This window comes from Delftia sp. GW456-R20 (assembly GCF_001622915.1).
GTDB lineage: Bacteria > Pseudomonadota > Gammaproteobacteria > Burkholderiales > Burkholderiaceae_C > Comamonas > Comamonas acidovorans.
Window position 1 is genome coordinate 3,827,542 of record NZ_LWCN01000004.1, and the last position, 25,862, is coordinate 3,853,403.

Genomic DNA, 25,862 nt, shown 5'->3' on the forward strand with positions numbered 1-25,862 from the left:
AGGAGTCGTATGAGCACCGCAAAGACTGCGTGGATGGCCCGCCTGGGCATGCGCCATCCCATCATCCAGGCCCCCATGGCCGGCACGTCCACGCCCGCACTGGCGGCTGCCGTCACCGATGCGGGCGGCCTGGGCTCGCTGGGCATTGGCGCCAGCGGAACGGAGCAGGCGCGCCAGCAGCTCGTGCAGACGCGCGCGCTGACATCGGGCGCCTTCAACGTCAACCTGTTCTGCCACCGGCCGGCCCGGGCCGATGCGCAGCGCGAGGCCGCCTGGCTGGCCCATCTGGCGCCCGAGTTCGCACGCTTCGACGCCGCGCCGCCTGCCACGCTGAACGAGATCTACGCCACCGCCGTCGGCAACGCGGCGCTGCAGGCCATGCTGCTGCAGGAGCGGCCTGCCGTGGTGAGCTTTCATTTCGGGCTGCCTGAGCAGGGCTTCATCGACGCGCTGCGCGCGGCCGGCGTCGTGACCCTGGCCAGCGCCACGTCGCTGGACGAGGCGCGCCAGGTGGAGCAGGCCGGTGTCGATGCCATCGTGGCCCAGGGCGTGGAGGCCGGGGGGCACCGCGGCACGTTCGACCCCGCGCAGGACCGCATGATGGGCACCTTCGCCCTGGTGCGCGTGCTGGCCCGCAACACGGCCCTGCCGGTGATCGCGGCCGGCGGCATCATGGATGGCGAGGGCATTGCGGCCGCGCTGGGCCTGGGCGCCTGTGCGGCCCAACTGGGCACGGCCTTCATCCTCTGCCCTGAATCGTCCGCCAGCCCGGCCTACCGTGCCGAGCTGCGCAGCGAGCGCGCCCACCACACGGGCTTGACGGCCGCCATCTCGGGCCGTCCGGCACGCGGCATGGTCAACCGGCTGCATGCGCTGGGCGCCAGCCATGGCCAGCCCCTGCCCGACTACCCGCGCGTCTACGACGCAGGCAAGGCGCTGCACCAGGCGGCGTCCGCCCAGGGCAGCTCCGACTACGCAGCCCACTGGGCCGGCCAGGGTGCGCCGCTGGCGCGTGAGATGCCGGCCGCTGCGCTGGTGCAGACGCTGGCCGGCGAATTGGCGAGTGCTCAGGCAGGCCGCTAGAGCGTGTTATCCACTAAAGTGCCGCCAGCCCCTGCTCCAGGTCGGCGATGAGGTCGCGCGGCGACTCCAGGCCGATGTGCAGGCGCACCACGGGCCCGCGCGCACTCCAGTCGGTGACGCTGCGCGCCTGCGCCATGTGCGCGGCCGTCGCCAGGCTTTCGTAGCCGCCCCAGGAGGCGCCGATGCCGAAGAGGCGCAGGCCGTCGATGAAGCGGTCCACGGCGGCCTCGGCGGTGCCGGGCTGCAGCTCCAGCGACACCAGGCCGTTCGTGCCCTGGCAGTCGCGCAGCCACAGCGCATGGCCGGGATGCGTGGGCAGCGCGGGGCAGAACACGGTGGCCACGGCCGGGTGCTGCTGCAGCCAGTGCGCCACCTCCAGCGCATGCGCCTCGTGCATCTGCAGCCGTGCGGCCAGCGAGCGCATGCCGCGCAGCACCAGCCAGGCATCGTCGGGGCTGACCGCCATGCCGAAGGCATCGCAGCGCGCGGCCAGCGGCTCCCAGGCGGCCTCGGTGGTGGCCACGGTGCCCATCATCACGTCGGAGTGGCCCGACAGGTACTTGGTGGCTGCCATCACCGAGACATCGGCCCCCAGCGCCAGCGGCCGGTACTGGCAGCCCGATCCCCAGGTGTTGTCGGCCACGACCAGAGCGCCGCGCGCATGGGCCATGGCCGCCAGCGCGGGCAGGTCGCACATCTCGTAGACCAGCGATCCCGGGCATTCGGCATAGACCATGCGGGTGTTGGGACGCATGCGCGCCTGGGCGTCGCTGCCATCGGCCGCGAAGAAGTCGTACTCGATGCCGTAGGGCCGCAGCCATTGCCCGGCCAGGTGGCGCACAGGCTGGTAGGCGCTGTCGGTCAGCAGCACATGGTCGCCGGGGCGCAGGTAGCTGAGCAGGGCCATGCCGATGGCCGCCAGGCCGGTGGGCAGCAGCCGCGTGCGGTGGGCGCCTTCCAGCTCGCTGACGGCGTCTTCCAGCGCAAAGCCGGTGGGCGTGCCGCGCGCGCCGTAGCTGAAGATGCGCTCGCCGGCGCGGCGCTCGCGCATCTCGCGCTGCTGTGCCGTGCTCTCGAACAGCACGGTGCTGGCGCGCACCAGGGGCGGGTTGACGGCCGTGCCGCCCGCATAGGCCGGGCGCTTGCCCGCATGCAGCAGCCGGGTCTGCAGGTCCAGCGCGGGGGCGTCAGGGGCGGGGGCGTATTCGGCAGCCATCAGTCGATCTTCGCGCCCGAGAGCTTGACCACGCGCGACCAGCGCTCCATGTCCTGGCGCAGCTGGGCGGCAAAGGCCTCGGGCGTATTGGCCACGACTTCGCTGCCGCCATCGACGACGAGTTTGGTCACTTCCGGCAGTTGCAGGGTGCGCACGATGGCGTCGTGCAGATAGGCCACGCGCTCGGGCGGCGTGCCGGCGGGAGCGAAGAAGCCGTACCAGTCCTCGAAGCGCGCATTGCGCAGGCCCAGTTCCTCCAGCGTGGGCACCTTGCCGAACACGCCGATGCGGCGCGGGCTGGTGACGGCCAGCGCGCGTACCTGGCCCGCCTGGATCATGCCGGCCACGGACGAGGTGGAGGTGATCAGCACGTCGACCTGCTGGCCCAGCAGATCGTTGATGGCCGGCCCCGCGCCCTTGTAGGGCACATGGGTCATGGGCACGCCGTTTTCCTTGGACAGCACCACGCCCACCAGGTGCGACAGCGTGCCGTTGCCGGGCGTGGCATAGGTGACGCGGCCCGGCTCGCCCTTGCTGCGCGCCACCAGGTCGGCAAAGCTCTTGAGGGGCGAGGCCGAGGCGACCACGATGGCCAGCGGCGCCGCGTTGATCTGCGTGATGGGCACGAAGTTCTTGAGCGGATCGAAGCCCGGCGCGCTGTAGAGCGCGGGGTTCACCGCCATCAGCGAGACCTGGCCCGTGAGCACGGTGTAGCCATCGGGCTTGGCCTCGGCCACGGCCTTGGCGCCGATGTTGCCGCCTGCACCGCCCCGGTTTTCCACCACGGAGGGCTGGCCCGTGGCCTCGGTCAGGCGCGTGGTGACCCAGCGCGTGCTGGCGTCGTTGCCGCCGCCCGGCGGGAAGGGCGAGATGAAGCGGATCGGCTGGGCCGGATAGCCGTTGCGCGCAGCCAGCGGCTCGGCCGTGGCCTGCGAGAGCATGGCCAGGGCCGCGAGGCCGGCGGCCAGCATCCTGGCCAGGGTGGGGATTGCGAACATGTCTTGTCTCCTGTCGTTATGTGGTGTTGGGCTGTTCGGATGCTCTTTGCGTGGATCAGGACATTGCCGGCTCCGGCAGGCGGAAGGCGGCCAGTTCCTGGGCATCGAGCTGCGGCACCAGGCCCGTCTCCCAGGCCAGGTAGCGGCGTGCCGCTTCCTTGTTGCCGTCGTGGCGGTCGTGCACGAAAAACAGGTAGTCGATGCATTCGGCGTCGGTGGGGCTGTCGGGCGTGGCCTCGACGGGCAGGCCGGCCTGCTGCCATGCGGCCAGGCCGCCTTCGAGCAGCAGCGGTGCGGCGCCCTGCAGTTCCAGAGCGGCCCATTGCGCCATGCCGGGCTCGTCGGCCACCAGCACGATCTGGCGCGTCTCGCCGGCCAGATCGCTGGCAAGGCACGGGCGGATGGACCAGCGGGCCCCGGCGATGTGGCCTGCGCGGTACTTCATGCCCGCGCGCAGATCGACCACGGCCACCTCGCCCTGGCGCATGCGCTCATGCAGGGCCTGCGCCGTGATGCCTGCCAGTGCGGGGACCTGGGGCGGCTGGGCCGGTGCCAGGTCCAGGCCGCTTTGCAGGCCGCCCCGCAGCACGCAGGCGTCATGGCCGAGCTGGCGCAGCCAGCTGGCCACCACGGGGGCGCGCACGCCATCGCTGTCGAACAGCACCAGGCGCGCACCGCGCACGCCCACGTACTGGTCGCCGGCCTGCATGAGCTGGCCACCGGGCGTGTGCTGGGCGCCGGGCAGCGAACCGGCCTTGAATTCCTCGGGCGTGCGCACATCGCACAGGAACAGCGTGCGCGCAGCATCCTGGCCCCAGGCGCGCACGGTGTCGGCATCGACCTCGGGCACGTCGAAGCGTTCGGCCAGGGCGCGGGCCTGGGCTTGCAGCGCGCTGCTGGCCGAGTCGTCGCCATAGCGCTGCGTTCCGCCGTGCTCCAGCGGCAGGTCGGCCAGGTACCAGCCCTGGGTGCCGTTTTCCAGCGCGTAGACGGGGTTGGGAATGCCCAGGTTGATCAAGGTCTGCGCGCCGATGATGGAGCGCGTGCGGCCCGCGCAATTGACCACGATGGGCGTGGCCGCATCGGGCACCAGGCGGCTCACGCGCAGCGCCAGCTCGCCATTGGGGCAGCAGATGGCGCCGGGGATGTTCATCTTGTGGAACTCGGAGACGGGCCGGCCGTCCAGCACCACCAGGGGCAGGCCCGCCGCCTGGCGCGCCGCCAGCTGCTGGGCCGTGATGCGCGGCGTGCCATAGGCGTGTTCGGCCAGTTCGCCAAAGGTCTTGGAGGGCAGGTTCACGCCGGCGAACAGCGTGTAGCCCGCAGCGCTCCAGGCCTTGGCACCGCCTTCGAGCACGGCGACCTGGGTATAGCCCAGGGCTTCGAGGCGGCGCGCGGCACGCTCGGCCACGCCCGCGCTGGCATCGCCCTCGCCACCGTCGTAGGTGACGACGCGTACCTGCCTGCGCGGCACCAGGCGGGGCACATCCAGCTCCAGCCGGCTGTAGGGCAGGGGCGTGGCGTAGAACAGGTGCGACTCGCCGTACTGGCCGTGCTCGCGCACGTCGAGCAGCGCGATCTCCTGGCCGTCGTGCAGCCAGGATTTGAGGGTGTGGGCGTCAATGGATGCGGTCATTGCATGCGGTCCGGGAAAAAGATCGGCAAGGAATTTCGGGCAAAGCCCTGCCACGCGCGCCCCGTGGGGCGCGCTGCGGCATGGACAGTGAAAAGGCAGGAAGCGGGAGGTAGCGGCCGGAAGGCCGGGGCTCAGCGGCGCGTCTGCACGCCGATGGCCATGGTCTGGCAGGTGCCGGTGGCCAGGTCGTAGCTGGTGCGCTCGTTGAGCGTCTCCAGCGCGCGGCCGTACATGTGCAGGTGGCGAATGACCTGCTCGCCCTGGATCTCCACGGAGTGGATGTCCTCGGGCATGAGGGCGATGCCCTGGCCTGGCGCCACCACCACGAGTTCCGTCTCGCGCAGCGTGCCCTTGCCGGGGACGGAGCCGTCGTCGGTGCGCTCGTAGACGCGGTTGTGCTCCGTGCCTTCCACGGCGGCAATGCAGGCCCAGGTCGTATGGTTGTGCGGCACGATGCGCTTGCCCGGGCGCATGACGTTGAGGTACAGCGCATAGCTCTGGTCGGCGTCCTCGGCGATCAGGTAGCGCGCCTGGTGCTCGCCCTGCTCCGGTGCGGCGTAGTCGGCCTGTTGCCAGAAGTCTCGGCGCGCGGCCAGGCCCAGCAGTTGCTGGAGCACGGCGTCCAGGCTGGCGCGCGTGGCCGCGTCCTCGCCAATGGCCTGCTTCATGCTGTCGATGGCTGCTGTCACGGCGGCGCTGCGCTGTTCGGTGATGGTGTTGTTGTTGTTGGTGGTGGTGGTGGTGTTCAAAGGAGGCTCCTTGTCGTCGTTGAAGTCCACTGTAGTGAGGCGCCCGGCCCGCAACAATCCACGCATGCCCAATAAATACTTCAATAAAATTGAAGTATGGAGACGCTTGACCTGGACCTGCTGCGCACCCTGGCCGCCATTGCCAGCCACGACAGCTTTGCCGCCGCCGCCGTGCAGATGGGGCGCACGCAATCGGCCATCACCCAGCAGATGCAGCGGCTGGAGGAGAAGATCGGCCACGCGCTGTTCGAGAAGCAGGGCCGGCAAAAACGCCTCACCGACCATGGCCAGCGCCTGCTGGGCTATGCGCGCCACATGCTGGCCATCCACGACGAGGCGCTGCGCAACCTGCAGCACCGCCAGGTGCAGGGCCTGGTGCGCATTGGCGCACCCCACGACGCGGCCGACAACATGCTGCCGCCCGTGCTGCAGGAGATCGCGCTGAACTTTCCGGGCATGCAGATCGACATCCATGTGGGGCGCAGCCCTTTCCTGATGGAGTCGCTCAAGCAAGGCGAGCTGGACCTGGCCATCTCCAACCGGGAGGATGAAGGCTTCGAGGGCTTTGCCCTGCGCTCCACACCCACCGTGTGGCTGTGCGGCGCGGGCTATGCCCATGACCCGGGCAAGCCCGTGCCCCTGGTCATGGCCGACGGGCCCAGCATCTTCCGCCGCCTGGGCTGCGATGCGCTGGATGCGGCCGGCATCGCCTGGACGCCGCGCCACACCTGCACCAGCCTGGTGGGCATACGCGCAGCGCTGCGCGCCGGCCTGGGCGTGACGGCGCGCGGCGTGGAGCAGCTCGACCCGGGCCTGCGCGTGCTGGGCGCGGGCGACGGCATGCCGCCGCTGCCGGACCTGGCCTACCGCCTGTACATCCGCAGCCATGTGATCAGCCCCGTGACACGCCAGATCTTCGAGAACCTGCAGGCCCGCATGCGCCAGCCGGCGGGCTGAGCGCCGGGGCGCTTGGCGCGCGGCAGCGCTGGATGTGGCGGCGCACTTGACTGCACCGCTTGTAATGGGACTTATTCTCAAATAACATCCGCGCCACCGCCGCCCCCTCCAGCCGGCGTTTTTCGAGCCTTTCCAGGCCCCGTGCCATGCCATCTCCCACTCTTGCCCGCACCCATGACTGGTTCCGTGACTGGTTCCGTGACTACGGGCCGCTGATCTCCCGCATCCTCGCCGCGCTGTTTGGCGGCTACGCCGTGGCGGCGCTGGCCAGCGTGGCCGTGCTGGCCCTGCCCGCAGACCGCACGCAGGCGGCGATCTCGGGCACCTTGCTGAGTTTTGCCGTCTATGCGGGCGCGGTGATCTGGGTGTTTGCCGTGCGCAGCGCCACGCGCGCCTGGGCCGGCCTGCTGGTCGCCGCCCTGGTGCTGGCGCCTGCCGCGTGGTGGACCTGGGGCAAGGGGCTGGGCGCATGAACACGAACACCACGAACACGGCCGGCAAGCCCACCAAGCCCGCGAAAGCCGCCAAGGCGCCCGGCATCCGCCAGACCATGTCCGACCTGCACACCTGGGTCGGCCTGCTGCTGGGCTGGTTCCTCTACGCCATGTTCCTCACGGGCACGGTGAGCTATTTCAGGAACGAGATCACGCAGTGGATGCAGCCCGAGCAGCCGCACCAGAGCCAGGCGAGCGAGCCCGCGCTGGTGGCCCAGCGTGTGGGTGACGCCATGGCGCGCCTGGCACCGCAAAGCCCTCGGTGGCTGATCAACCTGCCCGATGAACGCAGCACGGTGGCCACGGTGTTCTGGAGCCCTCCCGAAGGCCAGGGCAAGCGCCGCTTCGAGAACGGCCGCTTCGACCCGGCCACCGGCACGCGCCTCGAAGGCCCGGTGCGCGAGACGCGCGGCGGCGAGTTCTTCTACCGCTTCCACTTCCAGTTCCACTACATGCCCGTGCTCTGGGGCCGCTATCTGGCGGGGCTGTGCGCCATGTTCATGCTGGTGGCCATCGTCAGCGGGGTGATCACGCACAAGAAGATCTTTGCCGACTTCTTCACCTTCCGCTGGGGCAAGGGCCAGCGCTCCTGGCTGGACGCGCACAACGCGCTGTCGGTGCTGGGCCTGCCCTTTCACCTGATGATCACGTACACCGGGCTGGTGACCCTGGCCTTGATGTACATGCCCTGGGCCAATCTGGCCACCACCATGACGCCCGAGCAGCGCGTGGTGGCCGGCCAGCAGCTCAGTGCCTTTGTTCCCGCTGGCAAGCCCTCGGGCCAGGCCGCGCCCCTGGCACCGCTGGCCGACATGGTCCGCCAGGCCGAGCAGCGCTGGGGCGCGGGCCAGGTGGAACGCCTGAACGTCAACCTGCCCGGCGATGCCAATGCGCGCGTGACCGCCATCCGCGGCGAGAACGGCCGCGTCTCCATCAGCCCGCAGTTCATGATGTTCGACGGCGTCAGCGGCCAGCTGCTGCAGGCACAGGACAGCGTGGGCGCCGCCGCCGAGACGCGCGGCGTGCTCTATGCGCTGCACATGGGCCGCTTCGGCGACCTGCCCACGCGCTGGCTGTACTTCATCGTCAGCCTTGCGGGCACGGCCATGGTGGGCACGGGACTGGTGCTGTGGAACGTGAAGCGGCGCAGCAAGCTGCCCGACCCGGAAAGGCCGCACTTCGGCTTCCGGCTCGTGGAACGGCTGAACATCGCCACCATCGCCGGCCTGTCCATCGGCATGGCCGGCATGCTCTGGGCCAATCGCCTGCTGCCGGTGGAGATGGCGCAGCGCGCCGAGTGGGAGGTGCACGCCATGTTCATCGCCTGGGGTGCCACCCTGTTCTGGGCGCTGGGTCGACCCGCCAAGCGGGCCTGGATCGAGTTGCTGTGGGCCGGCGCCGCCGCCCTGGCCCTGCTGCCCATGGTCAACGCGCTGACCACGGATCGCGGCCTCTTGGCCAGCCTGCGCGCGGGCGACTGGGTGTTTGCTGGCATGGACCTCATGCTGCTGGCCCTGGCCGCACTGCATGCCCATCTGGCCCTGCGCACCCAGCGCCACCAGCCCAAGGCCAAACCGGTGCGCGCCGCCCGGCCCGCGCCCAAGGCAGCCGCCACAGCAGCGGCCGCCGCAGCGGAGACCAGCGCATGAGCATGGCCCATCTGTTCTGTCAGCTGCTGGCCCTGGGCGCCTTCGCCTGCCTGGCCCTGGCCATGGACCGCCACCAGAGCGACCTGTTCGGCAAGGAACTGCCACCCGCCCGCACCCGGCGCCTGCGCGCGGCCGGCTGGGTGCTGCTGGCGCTGTCGCTGTGGGCGGCGCTGCAGGTGGAGCCCTGGTCGCTGGGGCTGGTGGCCTGGTTCGGCCACATCGCCGCAGCAGCCGCCATCGTGCTGCTGTCCATGGTGGCGCGCGAGCGCCTGCGCTGACGGCCCTCCCGGCGCCTTCAGAGAAACATGCCGCCCGAGGCCTCGATGCGCTGGCCCTGCACCCAGCCCATGCCGGGTTGCAGCAGGGCGGCCATCACGGGGCCGATGTCGTCGGGCTGGCCCACGCGGCCCAGCGCAGTCTGGCTGGCCAGGGCCGCGCCGACCTGTGCATCGTCGCGCACACGGCCACCGCCAAAATCCGTGGCAATCGCCCCCGGCGCCACCGTGTTGACGCGAATGCCGCGCGCCCCCAGCTCGCGCGCCAGGTAGCGCGTCAGCACCTCCACCCCGCCCTTCATGGATGCATAGGCCGCATAGCCCGGCTGGGTGAAGCGCGTGAGCCCGCTGGACAGGTGGATGATGCTGCCGCCATCGCGCAGCAGGGGCAGCAGGTGCTGGCTCAGGAAGAACGGCGCCTTCAAGTGGATGGCGACCAGCTCGTCGAACTGCGCCTCGGTGGTAGCCGCGAAGGGTGCATTGATGCCGATGCCGGCGTTGTGCACCAGCGCATCAAGGCGGTCGGCCTGCCAGGTATCGGCCAGCGCCTGGCGCACGCGGGCCGCAAAGTCCGCAAAGCCCGCGCTGCGCGCCACGTCCAGCTGCAGGGCGGCGGCCCGCCCGCCCAGCGCCTCGATGGCGGCCACGGCGGCCTGGGCCTCGTCGGCACGCTCACGGTAGGTCAGCACCACGTCCAAGCCCTGGCGCGCCAGGTGCTCGGCCGTATTGCGGCCCAGGCCGCGGCTGCCGCCCGTGACGAGGACGATGCGGCGGGCGGCAGGGGAAGAAGCGGTCGAAGGAGAAGCTGTCATGGCGGACCTCGTTAGGTGGTTTGCAATGACAGCGACTGTATTGAAGGTCGATTTTTGGATAAATTGGCTGTTTCTGATTTATTTGTTCGCCCCATGCAAACAATCAAGCTTCTGGAGCAGATGCAGATCTTCAGCCGCGTGGCCGAGATGGCCAGCTTCACGCGTGCGGCCGACAGCATGGGTTTGCCCAAGGCCAGCGTCTCCCAGGCCGTGCAGCAACTGGAGGCGCGGCTGGGCACGCGGCTGCTGCACCGGACCACGCGGCGCGTGCAGCTCACCCAGGACGGCCAGGCCTGCTACGAGCGCTGCCAGGACCTGCTGGCCGACGTGGACGAGTTCCAGGGCCAGTTCCAGCAGGCCGGCGACGCGCCGCTGCAAGGCAAGGTCCGGCTGGACATGACCACCGGCCTGGCGCGCCACGTCGTCATGCCCTTGCTGCCGCAACTGCTGCAAAGCCATCCGGCGCTGGAGCTGGAACTGAGCTGCACCGAGCGCCGCGTGGACCTGGTGCGCGAAGGCTTTGATTGCGTGCTGCGCCTGGGCCCCGTGGACGAGCCCGGCCTGGTGGCACGCCCGCTGGGCCTGGTGGCGCTGGCCACCTGCGCCAGCCCCGGCTATGTCCAGGCCCACGGGCTGCCCGCCACGCTGCAGGATCTGGGCGGTCACCGGCTGGTGCACTACCAGCGCACGCTGGGCGCGCGGCCGCTGGGCTTCGAGTACGAGGAGGATGGCCAGCCCCGGTACCTGCCGATGGCGGGCGCGCTCACCGTGAACAATGCCGAGGCCTATCTCGCGGCCTGCCAGGCCGGCCTGGGGCTGATCCAGGTTCCGCGCCTGGCCGTGCAGCCGCTGCTGGACGCAGGGGAACTGGTCGAGGTGCTGCCCCGCCACCCGCCGCCGCCCATGCCGCTGTACCTGATCTACGCCCAGCGCCGCCAATTGCCGCGCCGCGTGCGCGTGCTCATGGATTGGCTGGCCGAAGCGGTCCTGCCCTGGACGCTTGGCGCTGGCCCGGCCGCAAAGCCCTAGCGAGCGCTGCAGCGATTCAGCCAGCGTCATTTTGCTTATCACTAATCCGTATCAAGACAAAGGTTCGCGCCTGCCCCTTGTGACGCCATTTACCGGACAATAGCGACCTTGCCCCGGTCACCGGCCGCCACGAAGCAGCGGCAACGCGCACACCGCGCCTGCCCCCTGTGCTTCCCGCCACCGCGTGCCTGAATGGCACTGACCTCTCATTGCAACGTCCCGGCGGGCACTGCCTGCCCCGAATTCACCGTATTGCCAACATGAGTGCTTTTCTTGAAGAACGCGTGCTGTCCGTCCACCACTGGACCGACCGCCTTTTCTCCTTCACCACCACCCGTGACACCGCGCTGCGCTTTTCCAACGGCCATTTCACGATGATCGGGCTGAAGGTCGACGGCAAGAACCTGCTGCGTGCCTACTCCATCGCCAGCCCCAACTACGAGGAGCACCTCGAGTTCCTGTCGATCAAGGTGCCCGACGGTCCGCTGACCTCGCGCCTGCAGAACATCCAGGTCGGCGACACCATCCTCGTCGGCAAGAAGCCCACGGGCACGCTGCTGATCGACTACCTGCTGCCCGGCAAGAACCTGTACCTGATCGGCACCGGCACGGGCCTGGCCCCCTGGCTGGCCGTGGCCCGCGACCCCGAGACCTACGAGCGCTACGAGAAGGTCGTCGTCGTGCACGGCGTGCGCCACGCCAGCGAGCTGGCCTACCAGGAGCTGTTCGAGAAGGAACTGCCCGAGCATGAATTCCTCGGCGAAATCGTCAAGGACAAGCTGGTCTACTACCCCACGGTGACGCGCGAGCCCTTCCGCAACCAGGGCCGCATCTCCAACCAGATCACGGCCGGCACCTTCCCGCAGAACATCGGCCTGCCCGAGCTCAACCCCGAGACCGACCGCGTCATGCTGTGCGGCAGCCCCGCCATGCTGAACGAACTCAAGGAACTGCTGGAGCACCGCGGCTTCAAGGAAGGCAACACCACCACGCCTGGCGACTTCGTGGTCGAGCGCGCCTTCGTCGAGAAGTAAAGCCCACGACACCCCGTGGCGGGGCGGCTGCCGATAATCGGCGCATGCCGCCCTCCCGCACCCCGCCGCCCCAGCCCGGCGACGATGACCGCAACTTCATCGTCGCCCTGGCGCGCGGCCTTGATGTCCTGTCCTGCTTTCGCTCCGGCGAAAAGCTGCTGGGCAACCAGGACATCGCCAGGCGCTGCGGACTGCCCAGGTCCACGGTCTCGCGCCTCACGCACACGCTGACCACGCTGGGCTACCTCATCCACGTGCCCGAAGAGGGCAAATACCGCCTGGGCACAGCCACGCTGGCCCTGGGCAGCGCCATGCTCTCGCGCCTGGACGTGCGCCAGATCGCGCGCCCGCTGATGCAAAAGCTGGCCGCCACCACCGATGCCGAGGTGGCCCTGGCCGCACGCGACCGGCACAACATGGTCTACATCGAGCACTGCCCCAGCGCGCGCTTCACGCACCGCGACCTGGACATGGGCTCGCGCATCCCCCTGGCCACCACGGCCGTGGGCCGCGCCTGGCTGGCCGCCAGCCCCGCATCCGAGCGCCAGCGCGCGCTGGACTACCTGCAATCGCACGCCCCCGAGCAATGGGCCGCCGCCCAGGCCCAACTGCCGCTGTGGCCCGGCGCCAGCACCCATCCGCAACCCTGGCTGTCGTGCTCGTTCGGCGACTGGCAGCCCGAGGTCAACGCCATCGCCCTGGCCTTCTCGCCGGGGCGTGGCCTGCCGCTGATGGCCGTCAGCCTGGGCGGGCCCTCGCGCTTCGTCACGGCCGATGCGCTGCGCCAGGACGGCGTGCCTGCGCTGCAGCGCATGGTGCGGCGGCTGCAGCAGGACATAGACCGCGCCTGACCGCAGACCGGGCCTGGCCGGCTGTCCCGCAGGCGCCCGCACAGTAGCCGCGCATTACCCGCACAGTAGCCAAGACGACAGCGCGCGCCGCCCTGGCGCCCTAGCATGGAGGGCGTTGCTCAACCATCAGGAAACCAAGGCAGGAGACACCCAGCATGAGCGTGAAAGCACTGTTCAACCTCACCGGCAAGACCGCCCTCATCACCGGAGGCTCGCGCGGCCTGGGCCTGCAGATGGCCGAGGCGCTGGGCGAGATGGGCGCCCGCCTCGCCATCACGGCGCGCAAGTCCGATGAACTGGCCGAGGCCAAGGCCCACCTGCAGGGCCTGGGCTACCAGGTCGAGACCTTCACCAACGACCTGCAGAAGTTCGACACCATCCCCGCCCTGGTCGACGACGTGCTGACGCGCTGCGGCGACATCGACATCCTCGTCAACAACGCCGGCGCCACCTGGGGCGCCAAGGCCGAGGAATACCCGGACGAGGCCTGGAACAAGGTCATGAACCTCAACGTCTCGGCGCCCTTCTTCCTCACCCGCGAAGTGGCCAGGCGCGTGATGATCCCCAAGGGCCAGGGCAACGTGATCATCACGGCCTCGGTCGCGGCCTTCAAGGGCACGCCGCCCGGCATGAACACCGTGGCCTACAACACCTCCAAGGCGGCCGCCGTGCACCTGGCGCGCACCCTGGCCTCGGAATGGGGCCACTACGGCATCCGCGTCAACTCCATCTGCCCGGGCTTCTTCCCCAGCAAGCTGGCCAACGGCCTCATCGACAAGCTCGGCGACCAGCTCATCGCCCGCGCCCCGCTGCGACGCATCGGCGGCGAGGAGGACCTCAAGGGCGCCGTGGTCTACCTGGCGTCCGATGCGTCTCGGCACATGACGGGGCAGGCGTTGGTGCTGGATGGTGGAGCGAGCCTTCTTTGAGGGCAACTCCAATACAAAGCGCACCCAAGGGTGCGCTTTGTCTTTTGAGGAGTGCGCGGCGCTCTACTTGTTCGCCACCGTCATCACCGCCTCAATCTTGCCGTCGCGCACAGCGGCGCCGCGTTCGGTGGTCAGGGTGCCGCCGCGCTCATCGACGCCCTTGACGCCGCCGGGGTTCACGTCGGGGCGCAGGGATTTGTAGGCCTCGTCCAGCTTGGCGTGGATGGCCTTGGTGTCCGAGGCCGAGCCGGCCAGCTGCATGGCCTTGACGGTGGCGTGCACGGCCGTGTAGTTCCACTGCGCCTCCGAGCCCGGGATGCGGCCCGGGTAGACCTTGCCGAAGCGTTCGACGAAGGCCTTGTTCTCGGGCTTGGTGTCCTCGGAGACGGGCATGACGCCGATGGCGCCTTCCAGCGGCGCATAGCCGCCGACCACGCGGGCCATTTCGTCGAGCTTGGCCTGGTCCATGACCACGAAGCCGCCCTTGAAGCCCAGCTCGCGCGCCTGCTTGACGACCAGGGCCGTGGGCTCGGAGGCACCGCCCACGAAGAGCACGTCGGGCTTCTCGGCCAGGGCCTTGCTCACGCCGCTGTAGAAGTCGGTGGCGCGGTTGTAGCTCATGGCGTTCTCGGCCACCACGGTGCCGCCCAGCTTTTCCCAGCCGGGCTTGAAGGCGGCGACCCAGGCCTTGGCGTAGTCGTGGTCGGCGCCCACCAGGGCCACCTTCTTGCCGAAGCGGCCCATCACGTACTTGGAGAACGGGTCGATGTACGAGGTGAACTCGGGCGGGATGCGCAGGGTCAGCTTGTTGCCCCGGTTGGTGATCTGCGGCACCGAGCTGTAGGCCAGCACGATGAAGTTGCTGCGCTCGTTGGTGGTCTGCAGCGCGAAGATGCCGCCCGAATGCGGCACCAGGATGGCCGCCGTCTTGTGCTGCTGCACCAGGCGCTGGGCGTTGATCGCGGTCTCGGACGGGTTGTACTTGTCGTCCAGCGGCACGATCTCGATCTTGACCTTCTTGCCACCGATCTCGGGAGCTGCGGCATTGATCTCGGAGACGGCCATCTGCATGCCGTCGAGCACGTTCTTGCCGTACTGGGCAGCGCCGCCCGACAGCGGGCCCGAGTAGCCGATCTTGACCACCTCCTGCGCCAGCGCGGGGCCGGCAGCGGCCACGGCGGCGCAGGCCAGGGCCAGCGTGCCCACCCTGCGGCGGGTCAATGGTGCGAATGCTGTCATGTCTGTCTCCTTGGATAGTGAAGAACGAATCGCTGCTGACGCAACGCATAAATCCGGCGCAGCCCAGACCAGGGACGCCGAGCAAGGGCCGCCCCGCAGCGAGGGCGTCGTCCCCCTCCCTCGCAAAGCGAGAGAGAGGGGGAAGCCGCGCAGCGGCTCAGGGGGTGCAGTGCCATGTCATGCACCGATGTAGGCTTTTCGGATGGAGTCGTCAGCCAGCAGCTCGGCCGGCTTGCCCTCGCGCACGATGCGGCCGCTTTCCATCACATAGGCGCGGTGCGCGATCTTCAGCGCCGCATAGGCGTTCTGCTCGGCCAGCAGCACGGTGGTGCCAGCGGCGTTGATGCGCTGTATGGCCTCGAACATCTGCTTGATGACCAGGGGCGCCAGGCCCAGCGAGGGCTCGTCCAGCAGCAGGGCCTGGGGCCGGCCCATCATGGCGCGGCCGATGGCCACCATCTGCTGCTGGCCGCCCGACAGCGAGCCGGCCGGGTCGTGCTGCTTCTCGCGCAGGATGGGAAACAGCTCCATCACCTCCTGCAGCGTCTTCTGGCTGGGGCCGGGGTCGCGGCGGTGCACGTAGGCGCCCAGCTGCAGGTTGCGCAGCACCGACATCTGGGGAAACAGCTTGCGCCCTTCGGGGCACTGCACCACGCCGGACTGCACGATGGCCGAGGGCTTGCTGCCGGCCAGCTCCTTGCCATTCCAGACGATGGAGCCGCCTGCGGCCTTGTGGATGCCGCTGGCCGTGAGGAACAGCGAACTCTTGCCCGCGCCGTTGGCGCCCAGCAGCACCACCAGCTCGCCGCGGTCGGCATGCAGGCTGACCCCGTCCAGCGCCAGGAAGCTGCCGTAGCGCAGCGACACGTTCTCAAACTTCAGCATGCTCGCTCCCCAGGTAGGCATCGATGACGGCGGGGTTGCGGCGGATTTCCTCGGGCGTGCCCTCGGCGATCTTCTCGCCGTAGCTGAGCACCAGGATCTTGTCGGCCAGGCTCATGATCATGCCCATCTTGTGCTCGATCAGCGCCACCGTGATGCCGTGGCGCACCAGCTTGCGGATCAGCTCGGCCAGGCCCTCGGTCTCCTCGGGGTTGACGCCGCCGGCAGGCTCGTCGAGCAGCATCAGCTTTGGGTCGGTGGCCAGGGCCAGCGCGAAGGCCACGCGCTTGCGCTCCTCCTGCGTGATGTCGCCCGCAATGCGGCCGGCCACATGCGACAGGCCCACGAAGTCCAGCGCGTCGCGCGCCTTCTCGCGGCACACGCGCTCTTCCTCGCGCAGGCGGCTGGAGCCGCGCAGCACGTCCCACAGGCCTGAGCGCGTGCGCAGCCGGTGGCCCACGATGAGGTTGTCCAGCACCGTGGCGCGGTCGAACAGCGCCGTGGTCTGGAAGGTGCGCGCCACGCCCAGTTTCGCCACCTGGTCCGTGCGCAGCGAGGTCACGTCCTGGCCGTTGAAGGTGATGGTGCCCGAGGTGGGCTTGTGCACGCAGCTGATCAGGTTGAAGAACGTGGTCTTGCCCGCGCCGTTGGGACCGATGATGGCGTTGATGCGGCCTTCCTCGATCACGGTGCTGACATCGCTCACGGCGGCCAGCCCGCCGAAGGTCTTGGTCAGGCGGTCAATCTTGAGCATGCGGCTTGCCCTCCTTGGCATTGCGGCGCGCGCGCCATGCGGTGAAGCTGCCCACCACGCCGTAGGGCATGAAGATCACCAGCATCACGAGAATCGGGCCGAAGACGATGAAGCGGTACTCCTGCAGGAACTGCAGGTACTGCGTGATCCAGGGCATGCCGATGGCGCCCAACAGCGGCCCCAGCACCGTGCCCATGCCGCCGACCATGGCGAAGATCATCATGTCGAAGGTGTGGTGCACGCCGGCCATGTCGGGACCGATGAAGCGCACGAAGCCGGCGTACAGGCCGCCGGCCACGCCCGCGTAGACCACGCTCAGCATGAAGGCCAGCACCTTGTTGCGCATGAGGTTGATGCCGAGCGCCTCGGCCAGCTCGTCGCTGTTGCGGATGGCCATGAAGGTGCGGCCCAGCAGCGACCGGACGATGCGCCGCATCACCCAGACCGAGGCCACGAGGAAGGCCAGCACCAGGTAGTACAGCGCCAGCGGCGACTCGAAGCTCAGCGCGCCCAGGGCCTCGGGCGCGGGGATGCCCATGATGCCCACCGTGCCGTGGGTCAGGCCCTCCCACTTCTCGATCACGAGGAACATGATGTAGCCCACGCACAGCGTGAAGATCGAGAAGTAGTGCCCCTTCAGGCGCAGCGAGACGATGCCGATCAGGTAGCCCAGCACCGCGCACACCACGCCCGACATCACCAGCCCGCCCCAGAACGGCCAGCCATGGTCCACCGTGAGGATGCCCACGGTATAGGCGCCCGCGGCCATGAAGCCCGCGTGCGCCAGATTGAGCTGGCCCGTGTAGCCCGTGATCAGGTTCAGGCCCAGCGTGGCGATGGCGAAGATATAGGCCGTGCTCATCACCGTGAGGTGGTAGTCATTGCCCGCCAGCCAGGGAAAGGCGATGCCGGCGGCCAGCAGCAGGCCCCAGGCAACGCGGGAGTCGATGAATCCGTTCATTCAATGACTCCTCTTGGCGAACAGGCCCTGCGGGCGCAGCGACAGGATCACCACCAGCAGCACGAAGGCGATGATGTCCTTGTAGTCGGTGGAGATGTAGTAGGCGCCGAAGCTCTCGGCAAAGCCGATGATCAGTCCGCCCAGCACGGCGCCCGGGATGCTGCCCATGCCGCCCAGGATGATGATCACGAAGGCCTTGGTGATGACCAGGTGGCCCATGGCCGGATAGACCAGGTTGATGGGCGCATACAGCGTGGCCGCCACGGCCGCGAGCACGCCCGAGATGGCAAAGGTCAGCATGGACACGCGGTTGGCATCGATGCCCACCATGGATGCGCCTTCGCGGTTCTGCGCCATGGCGATGATGGTCGCGCCCGTGATGGTGCGCGTCAGGAACAGGTGCAGGGCCACCATCAGCGCAAAGGCCGCGCCGATGATCAGCAGGCGCTGCGCGGGCGCCGTGATGCCGCCCATCTCCACGATGGAGGTGTAGGGCGTGGGCATGCGCTGGAAGTCCGCGCCCCACAGCGCCTGGGCGCCCGCCTCCAGGAACAGCAGCAGCCCGATGGAGGCGATCTTGGGATGCAGGGGCGAGGCCTTGCGCAGCGGATGGAAGATCAGCCGCTCGCTGACGATGCCCAGCACCGCCACCGCGATGGCTGCGGTCAGCATGGCCGCCCAGTAGCCCCAGCTCCAGGCCACCATGGCCTGGAAGGCCACGAAGGCGCCGATCATGTAGAAGCCGCCGTGCGCGAAATTGGGCACGTGCAGGATGCCGTAGACCAGAGTCAGGCCCAGGGCCACCAGGCCGTAGATGCCGCCCAGGGTCAGGCCGTTGAGCACTTGCTGCAGAAAAACGTCCATTCAACGCCTCCTGCGGAAAGGCGCGGCTCGGCGCCCGGCCAGGGTCTGTGCTTGCATTGTCTTGTCTCCTTTGCATGGCCGGCCGGCGCGGCGCGACAACGCATGCGGCAGACAGGCAAGGCCAGCTTAGGAGGGGGGCGGCGCCACGATCAACCCGAAGATTCCGCACAGCGGAATTCACCTGGGAAACCCCGAGACCCTCAGGGCCCCGCCAGTAACCTAGATGACAGCCGCGCTCAGATGGACAGGGCCGGCAAGTTGGCGGGCAGGCCCTGCATGGAGCGCTGCGTGTGCTCGGCCACGAAGTCCAGGAAGCTGCGCACGCGCGCCGGCATGAACTTGCGCGTGGGCAAGGTGGCGTAGAGGGTGAAATGGCCCGTGGTCCATTCAGGCAGCACATGGCGCAGGCGGCCCGAACGCAGGTGGCGCGCAATCAGGTCCAGCGGCTGGGTGCTGATGCCCGCGCCGTCCAGCGTGGCACGCAGCAGCGTGCCGGTGTGGTTGGCCACCAGCACGGGCTGCACGGCCACCTCGGCCTCGCCCGCGTTGCCATCGAGCCGGCGCAGGCGCAGCACGTCGGAGCGGCCCTGGGCGCGGCGGCGCAGCAGGCACTGGTGGCCCGCCAGATCCTCGGGCACGGCGGGCACGCCATGGGCGTCCAGGTACTCGGGCGAGGCGCAGGCCAGGCCGCAGGTGGTGACGATGGGCCGCGCCACCACGTTGCCGTCATAACCCTCCTCGGCGTTGAGGAAGGTGATGTCGTACTCGCCCACGGCGGCCTCGCTGGCCGACTCCACGAAGACCTCGATGCAGATGCGCGGATGCAGGCGGTGGAAGTCCGCCACCAGCGGCGCCAGCACATGTTCGGCAAACACGGGCGGCGTGAGCACGCGCACGGCGCCCGAAAGCTCCAGCGTGTGCGCCTGCGCCAGGCTGAAGGCATCCTCCACATCGGCCAGGATGCCGCGCACGCGCTCCAGATAGGCCTCGCCGGCCTCGGTCAGCGACACGCTGCGCGTGGTGCGCTGCAGCAGCCGCGTGCCCAGGTGCTGCTCCAGATCGGCCACCAGGCGCGTGACCGTGGGCACGGACATGTCCAGGCGACGCGCCGCCGCCGAAAACCCGGCCTCGTCGGCCACGGTCTGAAACACCCGCATGGTCTGCAATCGGTCCATGTTGTCCTTGGCCCCGGGCCTCGGTGCCCGGGGACTTTCGCTGCATTGTTCCACTCCCAAACGCCCTGCGCCGCGGCTTTGCGGGCCGCGGCGCAGGCGTTCATCTTCGTCGAAATGCAGCCGCTCAGCCCTTGCCGTCCGAAGTGTCCCTGGCCTGCGCTGGACCGGCGGGCGGCGCCCAGCGGATGGGGTGGGTGAAGCGCACCTCGGCGTCGCTGAAGGCCTTGGCCGTGGCGGCCGACAGCAGCAGGATGGCCGACGAGAAATAGATCCACATCAACAGCACCACCAGCGAACCCGCAGCGCCATAGGCCGAGACCACGGCCGCCGTGGACAGGTACCAGGCCAGGGCCTGCTTGCCCAGCGTGAACAGCAGGGCGCCGACGATGGCGCCGAAGATGAGATAGCGCAGCCGGGGCTTGGGGCCGCTGCCGATGCGCATCAGCCCCACGAAGAGCAGCACGGCAATGCCGAAGGACACGCATTCGTTGATCAGGCTGATCAGCGGCCCCAGCGGCTGCATCTGCAGCTTGGTGCCGGCCCAGTTGGTGATCAGCTGGATGGCCGTGGACAGGGCCATGGACACCAGCAGCAAGAAGCCCAGCGCCAGCACATAGGTCAGGCCGCGCAGCCGCAGCGCAGCCATGCGCCACCACACGGCCTTGGGCGGCGGTGGCTCGCCGTTCGAGGTCCAGAGCTTTTCCAGCGCGGACTGCAGCTCCACGAACACACCCGTGGCGCCCGACATCAGCAGGATGAAGCCGAACAGCGAGGCCAGCCGCCCCTCGTCGGGCCGCTGGGCGCTTTCCAGCGCGCCGCGCACGACCTGGGCACCGCGCTCGCCGATCACGTCCTGCACCTGGTCGATCAACTGGTGCTCCACATAGCTGCGGTCCACCCACCAGCCCAGCAGGCCGACCAGCAGCAGCAGCAGCGGCGCCAGGCTCAGGATGCCGTAGAAGGACATGGCCGCGCTCATGCGCAGGCCATCGGCGTCCAGCCACAGCTGCACGGCATTCCACATGGCGCGCAGCGGGTTCAGCTCCATCAGGCGCTGCAGGCGTGCGGACCAGGACGAGGCGGGGGGAGTTTCCGGGGTATCTGAGGGCATGGCCCCCATTGTGCTCAGCGGCGCACCAGCGCCCTGTCAGCCTGTGCCGACAGGGGCCTGTGTGCGCGGCTCAGGTCACGGGCGCTGGATTGAACAGCACCAGGGCGTTGTGCAGCTTCCACTGCTCCGCCCAGGTCTTCTTGCGGCCGCTGGCCACGTCCAGCATCAGGCGGAACATCTCCCAGCCCACGTCCTCGATGCTGGCCTGGCCTTCGGCGATGCGGCCCGCGTTCACGTCCATCAGGTCATGCCAGCGCCGCGCCAGGTCGCTGCGCGTGGCCACCTTGATCACGGGCACCTGGGCCAGGCCGTAGGGCGTGCCCCGGCCCGTGGTGAACACATGCAGGTTCATGCCGGCGGCCAGTTGCAGCGTGCCGCAGATGAAGTCGCTGGCCGGCGTGGCCGCATAGACCAGGCCGCTTTGGATGCCCCGGTCGGCCAGCCGCTGGCCCGGCGACAGCACGCCGGTGATGGGCGCCGTGCCACTCTTGATGATGGAGCCCATCGCCTTCTCGACGATGTTGGACAGGCCGCCCTTCTTGTTGCCCGGCGTGGTGTTGGCGCTGCGGTCCACGCGGCCCTTGTCCAGGTAGGCGTCGTACCAGGCCATCTCCTCGATCATGGCCTGGGCCACCTCGGGGCTGGAGGCGCGCGAGGTGAGCTGGTCGATGCCGTCGCGCACCTCGGTCACCTCGCTGAACATCACGGTGGCGCCTGCGCGCACCAGCAAATCGGTGCAAAAGCCCACGGCCGGATTGGCCGTGACGCCGCTGAACGCATCGCTGCCGCCGCACTGCACGCCCACCACCAGGGCGCTGGCCGGCACGGTCTCGCGCCGGCGCGCGTTCAGCCGCTCCAGATGCACCCTGGCGCTGCCCATGATGGAGTCCACCATGGACATGAAGCCCACATGCGCCTCGTCCTGCAGGCAGACCACGTCCAGCGCGGGCTCGCGCTCATCGACGATGGGGAAGGACCCCGGCGGCAGCAGCCGCTCGGGCTGCAGCTTCTCGCAGCCCAGGCTCACTACCATCACCTCGCCGCCAAAATTCGGGTTGTGGCTGATGTTGCGCAGCGTGCGCTGCGGAATCTCGGCGCCCACGGCATCGATGGCCACGCCGCAGCCATAGCTGTGCTCCAGGCCCACCACATCGTCCACATTCGGATAGCGCGGCAGCAGCTCGGCCTTGATGCGGCCCACCGCGAAATCCAGCACCCCGGCCACGCACTGCACCGTCGTGGTGATGGCCAGGATATTGCGCGTGCCCACCGTGCCATCGGCATTGCGGTAGCCCTCGAAGGTGTAGCCCGTCAGCGGCGGCAGCTCGGGCGGCTGCACCGTGGCGATCGGCAACCCCTCAAGAGACAGCGCCCCCGGCATGCGCAGCAGCCGCTCATGCACCCAGCTGCCCGCGGCAATGGCCTGCAGCGCATAGCCGATCACCACGTTGTAGCGGCGCACCTCGCCGCCCTCGGCAATGTCCACCAGCGCCACCTTGTGCGCCTGCGGCACCTTGTCGACCAGCACCAGCCCCCCGGGCATCACCGTGCCCGCAGGCAAACCCCCGTCATTGGCCACGATGGCCACGTTGTCGGCCGGATGCATGCGGATGGAAAGAGGAAGTGGGGTACTCATGGCAATGTCTCAATTTTCTAGGGGCCTGTCGCAATCGGAGTGCAGCCCTCGCAACCGTCACGTCCCAACTCAGGAACGCCGAGCAAGAGCCTCCTCGCGGCGACGGCGTTGTCCCCCTCCGCGAAGCGAGAAGGGGGAAGGCGCGAAGCGCCTCAGGGGGTCACTCTGCCTTTATTCCAGCAGCCTTGATCACCTTCCCCCACTTGACCACCTCAGCCTTCTGGTACTCGCCCAGCTCGGCCGGCGTCATCTGCGAGGGCAGCATGCCGAAGTTCTTCAGGCGCGCCTGCACCTCGGGCGTGGCGACGATCTTCATGATCTCCGCATGCAGCCGGTCCACGATGGGCTTGGGCGTGCCTGCGGGCGCGAATACGGCCTGCCACGATCCCATGTCGAAGCCCTTCTCGCCGGCCTCGGCGATGGTGGGCACATCGGGCAGCGACTCCAGGCGCCGCGAGCTGGTCACGGCAATGGGGCGCAGCTTGCCGGCCTGCACATGGGGGCCGACGACCAGGGCGGTGTCGAACATCATGTCCACCTGGCCGCCGATCACGTCCTGCACGGCCGGGCCGCTGCCCTTGTAGGGCACGTGGGTGAACTTCACGCCCGTCTGGTAGCCCAGCAGCTCCAGCGCCATGTGGTTGGAGGTGCCGCTGCCCGGCGAGGCCGAGGTCAGGCCGCCCGCCGCTGCCTTGGCCTTGCTGGCGGCCAGCACGTCGGCCAGCGTCTTGTAGGGGCTGGAGGCCGGCACCACCAGCACCAGCGGGCCCGAGCCCAGCATGGCCACCGGCGTGAAGGACTTGACCGGGTCGTAGTCCAGCTTGGCGTACAGGCTCACATTGATGGCGTGCGAGCTGATGGTGCCGCCCAGGATGGTGTAGCCATCGGCCGGTGCGCGCGCCGCAATGGCCGAGCCCACGCTGCCGCCCGCGCCGCCCTTGTTCTCGATCACCACGGGCGTGCCCAGGGCCTTGCTCAGCGGCTGGGCGATCACGCGCGCCAGCGTATCGGTATTGCCGCCAGGCGGGAACGGCACCAGGTAGGTGATGGGCTTGCCCGTGGGCCAGTTGCCCTGCGCGGCGGCGGGCATGGCGGCCAGGGCCGTGCCCAGCAGCAGGGCGCTGGCGAGGGAATGTTGGATGAGTGTGCGGCGTTGCATGGTGCTTGTCTCCGGGAAGGGCTTGTCGTTGGAATGGTGTGAAAGCGGGTTCAGAAGCGCGGCTGGTGGCCGGTGAACGCGGGGTCGTACTTGCGCATCTGCCCCAGGTCGTCGCGGTTGCGGATGCCGCAGTGCAGGTAGTTGTCGTGCAGGCGGGCCAGGGCCTCGCGGTCCAGTCGCACACCCAGGCCGGGCGCCGTGGGTACGCGCAGGCTGCCCTGCTCGAACTGCAGCCGGCCGCCCTCGACGACTTCCTCGTCCTGCCAGGGGTAGTGCGTGTCGCAGGCATAGGTCAGCAGGGGCACGCTGGCGCACAGGTGCGTCATGGCCACCAGGCTGATGCCCAGGTGCGAGTTGCTGTGCATGGACAGGCCCAGGTCGAAGGTGCGGCACAGCGTGGACAGGCGCTGCGTGGCGCGCAGCCCGCCCCAGTAATGGTGGTCGCTGAGCACGATCTTCACGGGGCAGCCCATGTCGGCGTTGCGGCGGAACTCGGCAAAGTCCGTCACCACCATGTTGGTGGCCAGCGGCACATCGCACTCGCGTGCCACGGCGGCCATGCCGTCCAGGCCGGGCGCCGGGTCCTCGTAGTACTCGAGCACGCCCTGCAGCTGCTGCACGATCTTCAGGCTGGTCTCCACCGTCCAGTTGCCATTGGGATCGATGCGCAGCGGCGTGCCTGGAAAGGCATCGGCCAGCGCCAGGATGCCGGCCGCCTCCTGCTCGGGCGGCAGCGCGCCGGCCTTGAGCTTGATGCTCTGGAAGCCGTACTGCGCAATCATGCGCCGCGCCTGCTCCACCAGCTGCTGCGGCGCCAGGGCCTCGCCCCAGGCGTCGGGCGAAGAATCTGGCCCATAGGGCCTGTCGATGTGCTCGGCGTACTTGTAGAACAGGTAGGCCGAGAACGGCACGCTATCGCGCGCGGCGCCGCCCAGCAGGTCCACGATGGGGGCGCCCGCCATCTGGCCCTGCAGGTCCAGCATGGCGACCTCGAAGGCGCTGACCACCTTGGCCACGGTCTTGGACACATGCGTGCCCGGCGCCAGCGACACCTGCTGGCCCAGGAATTCGGAGGCCGTCAGCGCTGGCGGCGCCACCAGGGCCGCGACGCGGGCCTCCATCTCGTTGAGCGCCCAGGGCGACAGCCCCACCAGCGCGGGCGCGGCCTTGGCCAGCGCATCGAGCATGGGCTGGTCGCCATAGCTTTCGTTGATGCCGACCAGGCCCGAGGCCGTCTCGATCTCGATGATGGAACGCAGCGCCCAGGGCTCGTGGATGCCGGCCGCATTGAGCAGCGGCGGATCGCGGAAGGCAATGGGCGTGATGCGTATGTGGCGGATCGCGTGGGTCGCGTGGGTGGTGCTCATCTGGAATGCGGGTTCAGGAGGATCAGAAAAACTCGATGGCGCGGACGTCTTGTGATACGTTGTCGTACAACTTGGAGCGATTATGATCAGCACCATGGAAAGTTCGGCAAAGGGATTTCCCGCATCACCCCCAACGATCGAGCTTCCCCTGCGAGGAAAGTCCGGTCGCAGCGGCCGCAATCTGGCCGCCCTGCTGTTCGACGAGTTCGCGAGCAAGATCCGCAACGGCCTGCTGGCCGAAGGCGAGAAGCTGCCCACGGAGTCGTCGCTGGTGCAGACCTACGAAGTCAGCCGCACCGTGGTGCGCGAGGCGCTGTCGCGCCTGCAGGCCTCGGGCCTGGTGGAGACGCGCCACGGCATAGGCACCTTCGTGCGCGCCGCCCAGCCCGCATCCACGCTGATGCTCAATGCCGACGAGCTGACGGCCGCCGTGGACGTGATGGCCGTGCTGGAGCTGCGCATCAGCCTGGAGACCGAAAGCGCCGGCCTTGCCGCGCTGCGCCGCAGCCCCGAGCAGCTTCAGGGCATACGCATGGCGCTGCAGGCCTTCGAGATCGCCTTTGCGCGCGGCGAGGACACGGTGGCCCATGACCTGGCCTTCCACACCCAGATCGCCGAGGCCACGGGCAACCGCTACTTCGGCGACATCCTGCGGCACTTCGGCGCGCAGCTGATTCCGCGCACGCGCATCGCCTCCATCCACCAGCCCCAGCGCGACCCCGATTACCTGCGCCGCGTCAACCGCGAGCATGAGGAAATCCTCGCCGCCATCGAGCGCCAGGACGCCGACTCGGCCCGCGCGGCCATGCGCATCCACCTGACCAACAGCCGCGAACGCCTGCGCCTGGCGCAAAAGACCAGCGCCGCCTGAGTGCTCCCATGGGCCTTTCAGGGCCGATGGCGTTGTCACGGGAATTCAGACAACCAAGGGAAAACCCTTTATCACTGCTTGCAGATCTCGGTTAAAAATCGGCTTCAGTTGTACGACAACTGACAACATAA

The 25,862-nt window shown here is 69.0% G+C and carries 25 protein-coding genes; 10 read left to right on the forward strand and 15 right to left on the reverse strand.

The annotated features are described in order from the left end of the window. Positions 1 to 9 precede the first annotated feature (9 nt). On the forward strand, positions 10 to 1,083 hold the full coding sequence (locus A4F85_RS22490) for an NAD(P)H-dependent flavin oxidoreductase (protein ID WP_063327746.1): 1,074 nt from the start codon (positions 10 to 12) through the stop codon (positions 1,081 to 1,083). 13 nt (positions 1,084 to 1,096) lie between these two features. On the opposite strand, the gene metC is transcribed toward A4F85_RS22490, so the two are convergent. The 4 genes from metC to A4F85_RS22510 all read right to left on the reverse strand — a co-directional run bounded on the left by metC (position 1,097) and on the right by A4F85_RS22510 (position 5,601). After that, positions 1,097 to 2,299: a cystathionine beta-lyase gene (gene metC, locus A4F85_RS22495; RefSeq protein ID WP_063327747.1), complete on the reverse strand. Its 1,203-nt coding sequence runs from the start codon at positions 2,297 to 2,299 to the stop codon at positions 1,097 to 1,099. Then, positions 2,299 to 3,297, reverse strand: a complete 999-nt coding sequence (locus tag A4F85_RS22500; protein WP_063327748.1) for a Bug family tripartite tricarboxylate transporter substrate binding protein — start codon at positions 3,295 to 3,297, stop codon at positions 2,299 to 2,301. Before A4F85_RS22500 ends, metC begins: the two co-directional genes overlap by 1 nt. 55 nt (positions 3,298 to 3,352) lie before the next feature. Continuing rightward, the gene (locus A4F85_RS22505) at positions 3,353 to 4,933 is read right to left on the reverse strand and encodes a rhodanese-like domain-containing protein (protein WP_063327749.1); all 1,581 of its coding nucleotides are present in this window, start codon (positions 4,931 to 4,933) and stop codon (positions 3,353 to 3,355) included. 131 nt (positions 4,934 to 5,064) lie between these two features. Continuing rightward, complete coding sequence (locus A4F85_RS22510; RefSeq protein ID WP_052155368.1) at positions 5,065 to 5,601, reverse strand: cysteine dioxygenase family protein; 537 nt, start codon at positions 5,599 to 5,601, stop codon at positions 5,065 to 5,067. Between the two features lie 177 nt (positions 5,602 to 5,778). Here A4F85_RS22510 and A4F85_RS22515 point away from each other — a divergent pair, with 177 nt between their 5' ends. The 4 genes from A4F85_RS22515 to A4F85_RS22530 all read left to right on the forward strand — a co-directional run bounded on the left by A4F85_RS22515 (position 5,779) and on the right by A4F85_RS22530 (position 9,060). After that, entirely contained in the window at positions 5,779 to 6,639 is an 861-nt protein-coding gene (locus A4F85_RS22515) for a LysR substrate-binding domain-containing protein (RefSeq protein WP_013800147.1), read from the forward strand. A gap of 146 nt (positions 6,640 to 6,785) precedes the next feature. Then, complete coding sequence (locus A4F85_RS22520; RefSeq protein ID WP_013800146.1) at positions 6,786 to 7,112, forward strand: DUF3649 domain-containing protein; 327 nt, start codon at positions 6,786 to 6,788, stop codon at positions 7,110 to 7,112. Next, positions 7,109 to 8,782, forward strand: a complete 1,674-nt coding sequence (locus tag A4F85_RS22525; RefSeq protein ID WP_063327750.1) for a PepSY-associated TM helix domain-containing protein — start codon at positions 7,109 to 7,111, stop codon at positions 8,780 to 8,782. The genes A4F85_RS22520 and A4F85_RS22525 overlap by 4 nt, the downstream gene beginning before the upstream one ends. Then, entirely contained in the window at positions 8,779 to 9,060 is a 282-nt protein-coding gene (locus A4F85_RS22530) for a DUF3325 domain-containing protein (protein WP_012202210.1), read from the forward strand. The genes A4F85_RS22525 and A4F85_RS22530 overlap by 4 nt, the downstream gene beginning before the upstream one ends. A gap of 17 nt (positions 9,061 to 9,077) precedes the next feature. On the opposite strand, the gene A4F85_RS22535 is transcribed toward A4F85_RS22530, so the two are convergent. Continuing rightward, positions 9,078 to 9,869 carry an SDR family NAD(P)-dependent oxidoreductase gene (locus A4F85_RS22535; RefSeq protein WP_043823203.1) on the reverse strand — a complete coding sequence of 264 codons (792 nt, stop codon included), beginning with the start codon at positions 9,867 to 9,869 and terminating at the stop codon, positions 9,078 to 9,080. A gap of 93 nt (positions 9,870 to 9,962) precedes the next feature. On the opposite strand from A4F85_RS22535, the gene A4F85_RS22540 reads away from it, so the two are divergent. The 4 genes from A4F85_RS22540 (at position 9,963) to A4F85_RS22555 (ending at position 13,712) form a co-directional block, all read left to right on the forward strand. Beyond that, the gene (locus A4F85_RS22540; RefSeq protein WP_043823206.1) at positions 9,963 to 10,898 is read left to right on the forward strand and encodes a LysR family transcriptional regulator; all 936 of its coding nucleotides are present in this window, start codon (positions 9,963 to 9,965) and stop codon (positions 10,896 to 10,898) included. Positions 10,899 to 11,158: 260 nt separating this feature from the next. Continuing rightward, positions 11,159 to 11,932 carry a ferredoxin--NADP reductase gene (locus tag A4F85_RS22545; protein WP_012202207.1) on the forward strand — a complete coding sequence of 258 codons (774 nt, stop codon included), beginning with the start codon at positions 11,159 to 11,161 and terminating at the stop codon, positions 11,930 to 11,932. A 44-nt stretch (positions 11,933 to 11,976) separates the two neighbouring features. Next, on the forward strand, positions 11,977 to 12,783 hold the full coding sequence (locus tag A4F85_RS22550; RefSeq protein WP_012202206.1) for an IclR family transcriptional regulator: 807 nt from the start codon (positions 11,977 to 11,979) through the stop codon (positions 12,781 to 12,783). Between the two features lie 155 nt (positions 12,784 to 12,938). Beyond that, positions 12,939 to 13,712 carry an SDR family oxidoreductase gene (locus tag A4F85_RS22555; RefSeq protein WP_012202205.1) on the forward strand — a complete coding sequence of 258 codons (774 nt, stop codon included), beginning with the start codon at positions 12,939 to 12,941 and terminating at the stop codon, positions 13,710 to 13,712. Between the two features lie 63 nt (positions 13,713 to 13,775). On the opposite strand, the gene A4F85_RS22560 is transcribed toward A4F85_RS22555, so the two are convergent. The 10 genes from A4F85_RS22560 to A4F85_RS22605 all read right to left on the reverse strand — a co-directional run bounded on the left by A4F85_RS22560 (position 13,776) and on the right by A4F85_RS22605 (position 24,860). After that, positions 13,776 to 14,951: an ABC transporter substrate-binding protein gene (locus A4F85_RS22560; RefSeq protein ID WP_013800139.1), complete on the reverse strand. Its 1,176-nt coding sequence runs from the start codon at positions 14,949 to 14,951 to the stop codon at positions 13,776 to 13,778. Between the two features lie 177 nt (positions 14,952 to 15,128). Then, positions 15,129 to 15,836, reverse strand: coding sequence for an ABC transporter ATP-binding protein (locus A4F85_RS22565; protein ID WP_043823207.1), 708 nt, complete (start codon positions 15,834 to 15,836; stop codon positions 15,129 to 15,131). Continuing rightward, a complete protein-coding gene (locus A4F85_RS22570; RefSeq protein ID WP_034397744.1) occupies positions 15,823 to 16,587 on the reverse strand; it encodes an ABC transporter ATP-binding protein in 765 nt (254 codons plus the stop codon). Before A4F85_RS22570 ends, A4F85_RS22565 begins: the two co-directional genes overlap by 14 nt. Beyond that, positions 16,574 to 17,548, reverse strand: a complete 975-nt coding sequence (locus A4F85_RS22575) for a branched-chain amino acid ABC transporter permease (protein WP_012202200.1) — start codon at positions 17,546 to 17,548, stop codon at positions 16,574 to 16,576. Before A4F85_RS22575 ends, A4F85_RS22570 begins: the two co-directional genes overlap by 14 nt. Then, the gene (locus tag A4F85_RS22580) at positions 17,549 to 18,412 is read right to left on the reverse strand and encodes a branched-chain amino acid ABC transporter permease (protein ID WP_043823209.1); all 864 of its coding nucleotides are present in this window, start codon (positions 18,410 to 18,412) and stop codon (positions 17,549 to 17,551) included. 236 nt (positions 18,413 to 18,648) lie between these two features. After that, a complete protein-coding gene (locus A4F85_RS22585; protein ID WP_043780296.1) occupies positions 18,649 to 19,587 on the reverse strand; it encodes a LysR family transcriptional regulator in 939 nt (312 codons plus the stop codon). Between the two features lie 124 nt (positions 19,588 to 19,711). After that, positions 19,712 to 20,698, reverse strand: a complete 987-nt coding sequence (locus tag A4F85_RS22590; protein WP_034397739.1) for a YihY/virulence factor BrkB family protein — start codon at positions 20,696 to 20,698, stop codon at positions 19,712 to 19,714. A gap of 70 nt (positions 20,699 to 20,768) precedes the next feature. After that, positions 20,769 to 22,334, reverse strand: a complete 1,566-nt coding sequence (garD, locus tag A4F85_RS22595; RefSeq protein ID WP_034397737.1) for a galactarate dehydratase — start codon at positions 22,332 to 22,334, stop codon at positions 20,769 to 20,771. A gap of 160 nt (positions 22,335 to 22,494) precedes the next feature. Then, entirely contained in the window at positions 22,495 to 23,493 is a 999-nt protein-coding gene (locus A4F85_RS22600) for a Bug family tripartite tricarboxylate transporter substrate binding protein (protein WP_063327751.1), read from the reverse strand. A gap of 50 nt (positions 23,494 to 23,543) precedes the next feature. Beyond that, positions 23,544 to 24,860, reverse strand: a complete 1,317-nt coding sequence (locus A4F85_RS22605; protein WP_063327752.1) for a glucarate dehydratase family protein — start codon at positions 24,858 to 24,860, stop codon at positions 23,544 to 23,546. Between the two features lie 82 nt (positions 24,861 to 24,942). Here A4F85_RS22605 and A4F85_RS22610 point away from each other — a divergent pair, with 82 nt between their 5' ends. Further along, entirely contained in the window at positions 24,943 to 25,731 is a 789-nt protein-coding gene (locus A4F85_RS22610) for a FadR/GntR family transcriptional regulator (protein ID WP_012202192.1), read from the forward strand. Positions 25,732 to 25,862: the final 131 nt, after the last annotated feature.

Excerpts from the sequence above, each read along its gene's own strand:
- A4F85_RS22490 (WP_063327746.1), top strand. The coding sequence starts at position 10 with ATGAGCACCGCAAAGACTGCGTGGATGGCCCGCCTGGGCATGCGCCAT.
- metC (WP_063327747.1), bottom strand. The coding sequence starts at position 2,299 with ATGGCTGCCGAATACGCCCCCGCCCCTGACGCCCCCGCGCTGGACCTG.
- A4F85_RS22500 (WP_063327748.1), bottom strand. The coding sequence starts at position 3,297 with ATGTTCGCAATCCCCACCCTGGCCAGGATGCTGGCCGCCGGCCTCGCG.
- A4F85_RS22505 (WP_063327749.1), bottom strand. The coding sequence starts at position 4,933 with ATGACCGCATCCATTGACGCCCACACCCTCAAATCCTGGCTGCACGAC.
- A4F85_RS22510 (WP_052155368.1), bottom strand. The coding sequence starts at position 5,601 with ATGAAGCAGGCCATTGGCGAGGACGCGGCCACGCGCGCCAGCCTGGAC.
- A4F85_RS22515 (WP_013800147.1), top strand. The coding sequence starts at position 5,779 with ATGGAGACGCTTGACCTGGACCTGCTGCGCACCCTGGCCGCCATTGCC.
- A4F85_RS22520 (WP_013800146.1), top strand. The coding sequence starts at position 6,786 with ATGCCATCTCCCACTCTTGCCCGCACCCATGACTGGTTCCGTGACTGG.
- A4F85_RS22525 (WP_063327750.1), top strand. The coding sequence starts at position 7,109 with ATGAACACGAACACCACGAACACGGCCGGCAAGCCCACCAAGCCCGCG.
- A4F85_RS22530 (WP_012202210.1), top strand. The coding sequence starts at position 8,779 with ATGAGCATGGCCCATCTGTTCTGTCAGCTGCTGGCCCTGGGCGCCTTC.
- A4F85_RS22535 (WP_043823203.1), bottom strand. The coding sequence starts at position 9,869 with ATGACAGCTTCTCCTTCGACCGCTTCTTCCCCTGCCGCCCGCCGCATC.
- A4F85_RS22540 (WP_043823206.1), top strand. The coding sequence starts at position 9,963 with ATGCAAACAATCAAGCTTCTGGAGCAGATGCAGATCTTCAGCCGCGTG.
- A4F85_RS22545 (WP_012202207.1), top strand. The coding sequence starts at position 11,159 with ATGAGTGCTTTTCTTGAAGAACGCGTGCTGTCCGTCCACCACTGGACC.
- A4F85_RS22550 (WP_012202206.1), top strand. The coding sequence starts at position 11,977 with ATGCCGCCCTCCCGCACCCCGCCGCCCCAGCCCGGCGACGATGACCGC.
- A4F85_RS22555 (WP_012202205.1), top strand. The coding sequence starts at position 12,939 with ATGAGCGTGAAAGCACTGTTCAACCTCACCGGCAAGACCGCCCTCATC.
- A4F85_RS22560 (WP_013800139.1), bottom strand. The coding sequence starts at position 14,951 with ATGACAGCATTCGCACCATTGACCCGCCGCAGGGTGGGCACGCTGGCC.
- A4F85_RS22565 (WP_043823207.1), bottom strand. The coding sequence starts at position 15,836 with ATGCTGAAGTTTGAGAACGTGTCGCTGCGCTACGGCAGCTTCCTGGCG.
- A4F85_RS22570 (WP_034397744.1), bottom strand. The coding sequence starts at position 16,587 with ATGCTCAAGATTGACCGCCTGACCAAGACCTTCGGCGGGCTGGCCGCC.
- A4F85_RS22575 (WP_012202200.1), bottom strand. The coding sequence starts at position 17,548 with ATGAACGGATTCATCGACTCCCGCGTTGCCTGGGGCCTGCTGCTGGCC.
- A4F85_RS22580 (WP_043823209.1), bottom strand. The coding sequence starts at position 18,412 with ATGGACGTTTTTCTGCAGCAAGTGCTCAACGGCCTGACCCTGGGCGGC.
- A4F85_RS22585 (WP_043780296.1), bottom strand. The coding sequence starts at position 19,587 with ATGGACCGATTGCAGACCATGCGGGTGTTTCAGACCGTGGCCGACGAG.
- A4F85_RS22590 (WP_034397739.1), bottom strand. The coding sequence starts at position 20,698 with ATGCCCTCAGATACCCCGGAAACTCCCCCCGCCTCGTCCTGGTCCGCA.
- garD (WP_034397737.1), bottom strand. The coding sequence starts at position 22,334 with ATGAGTACCCCACTTCCTCTTTCCATCCGCATGCATCCGGCCGACAAC.
- A4F85_RS22600 (WP_063327751.1), bottom strand. The coding sequence starts at position 23,493 with ATGCAACGCCGCACACTCATCCAACATTCCCTCGCCAGCGCCCTGCTG.
- A4F85_RS22605 (WP_063327752.1), bottom strand. The coding sequence starts at position 24,860 with ATGAGCACCACCCACGCGACCCACGCGATCCGCCACATACGCATCACG.
- A4F85_RS22610 (WP_012202192.1), top strand. The coding sequence starts at position 24,943 with ATGATCAGCACCATGGAAAGTTCGGCAAAGGGATTTCCCGCATCACCC.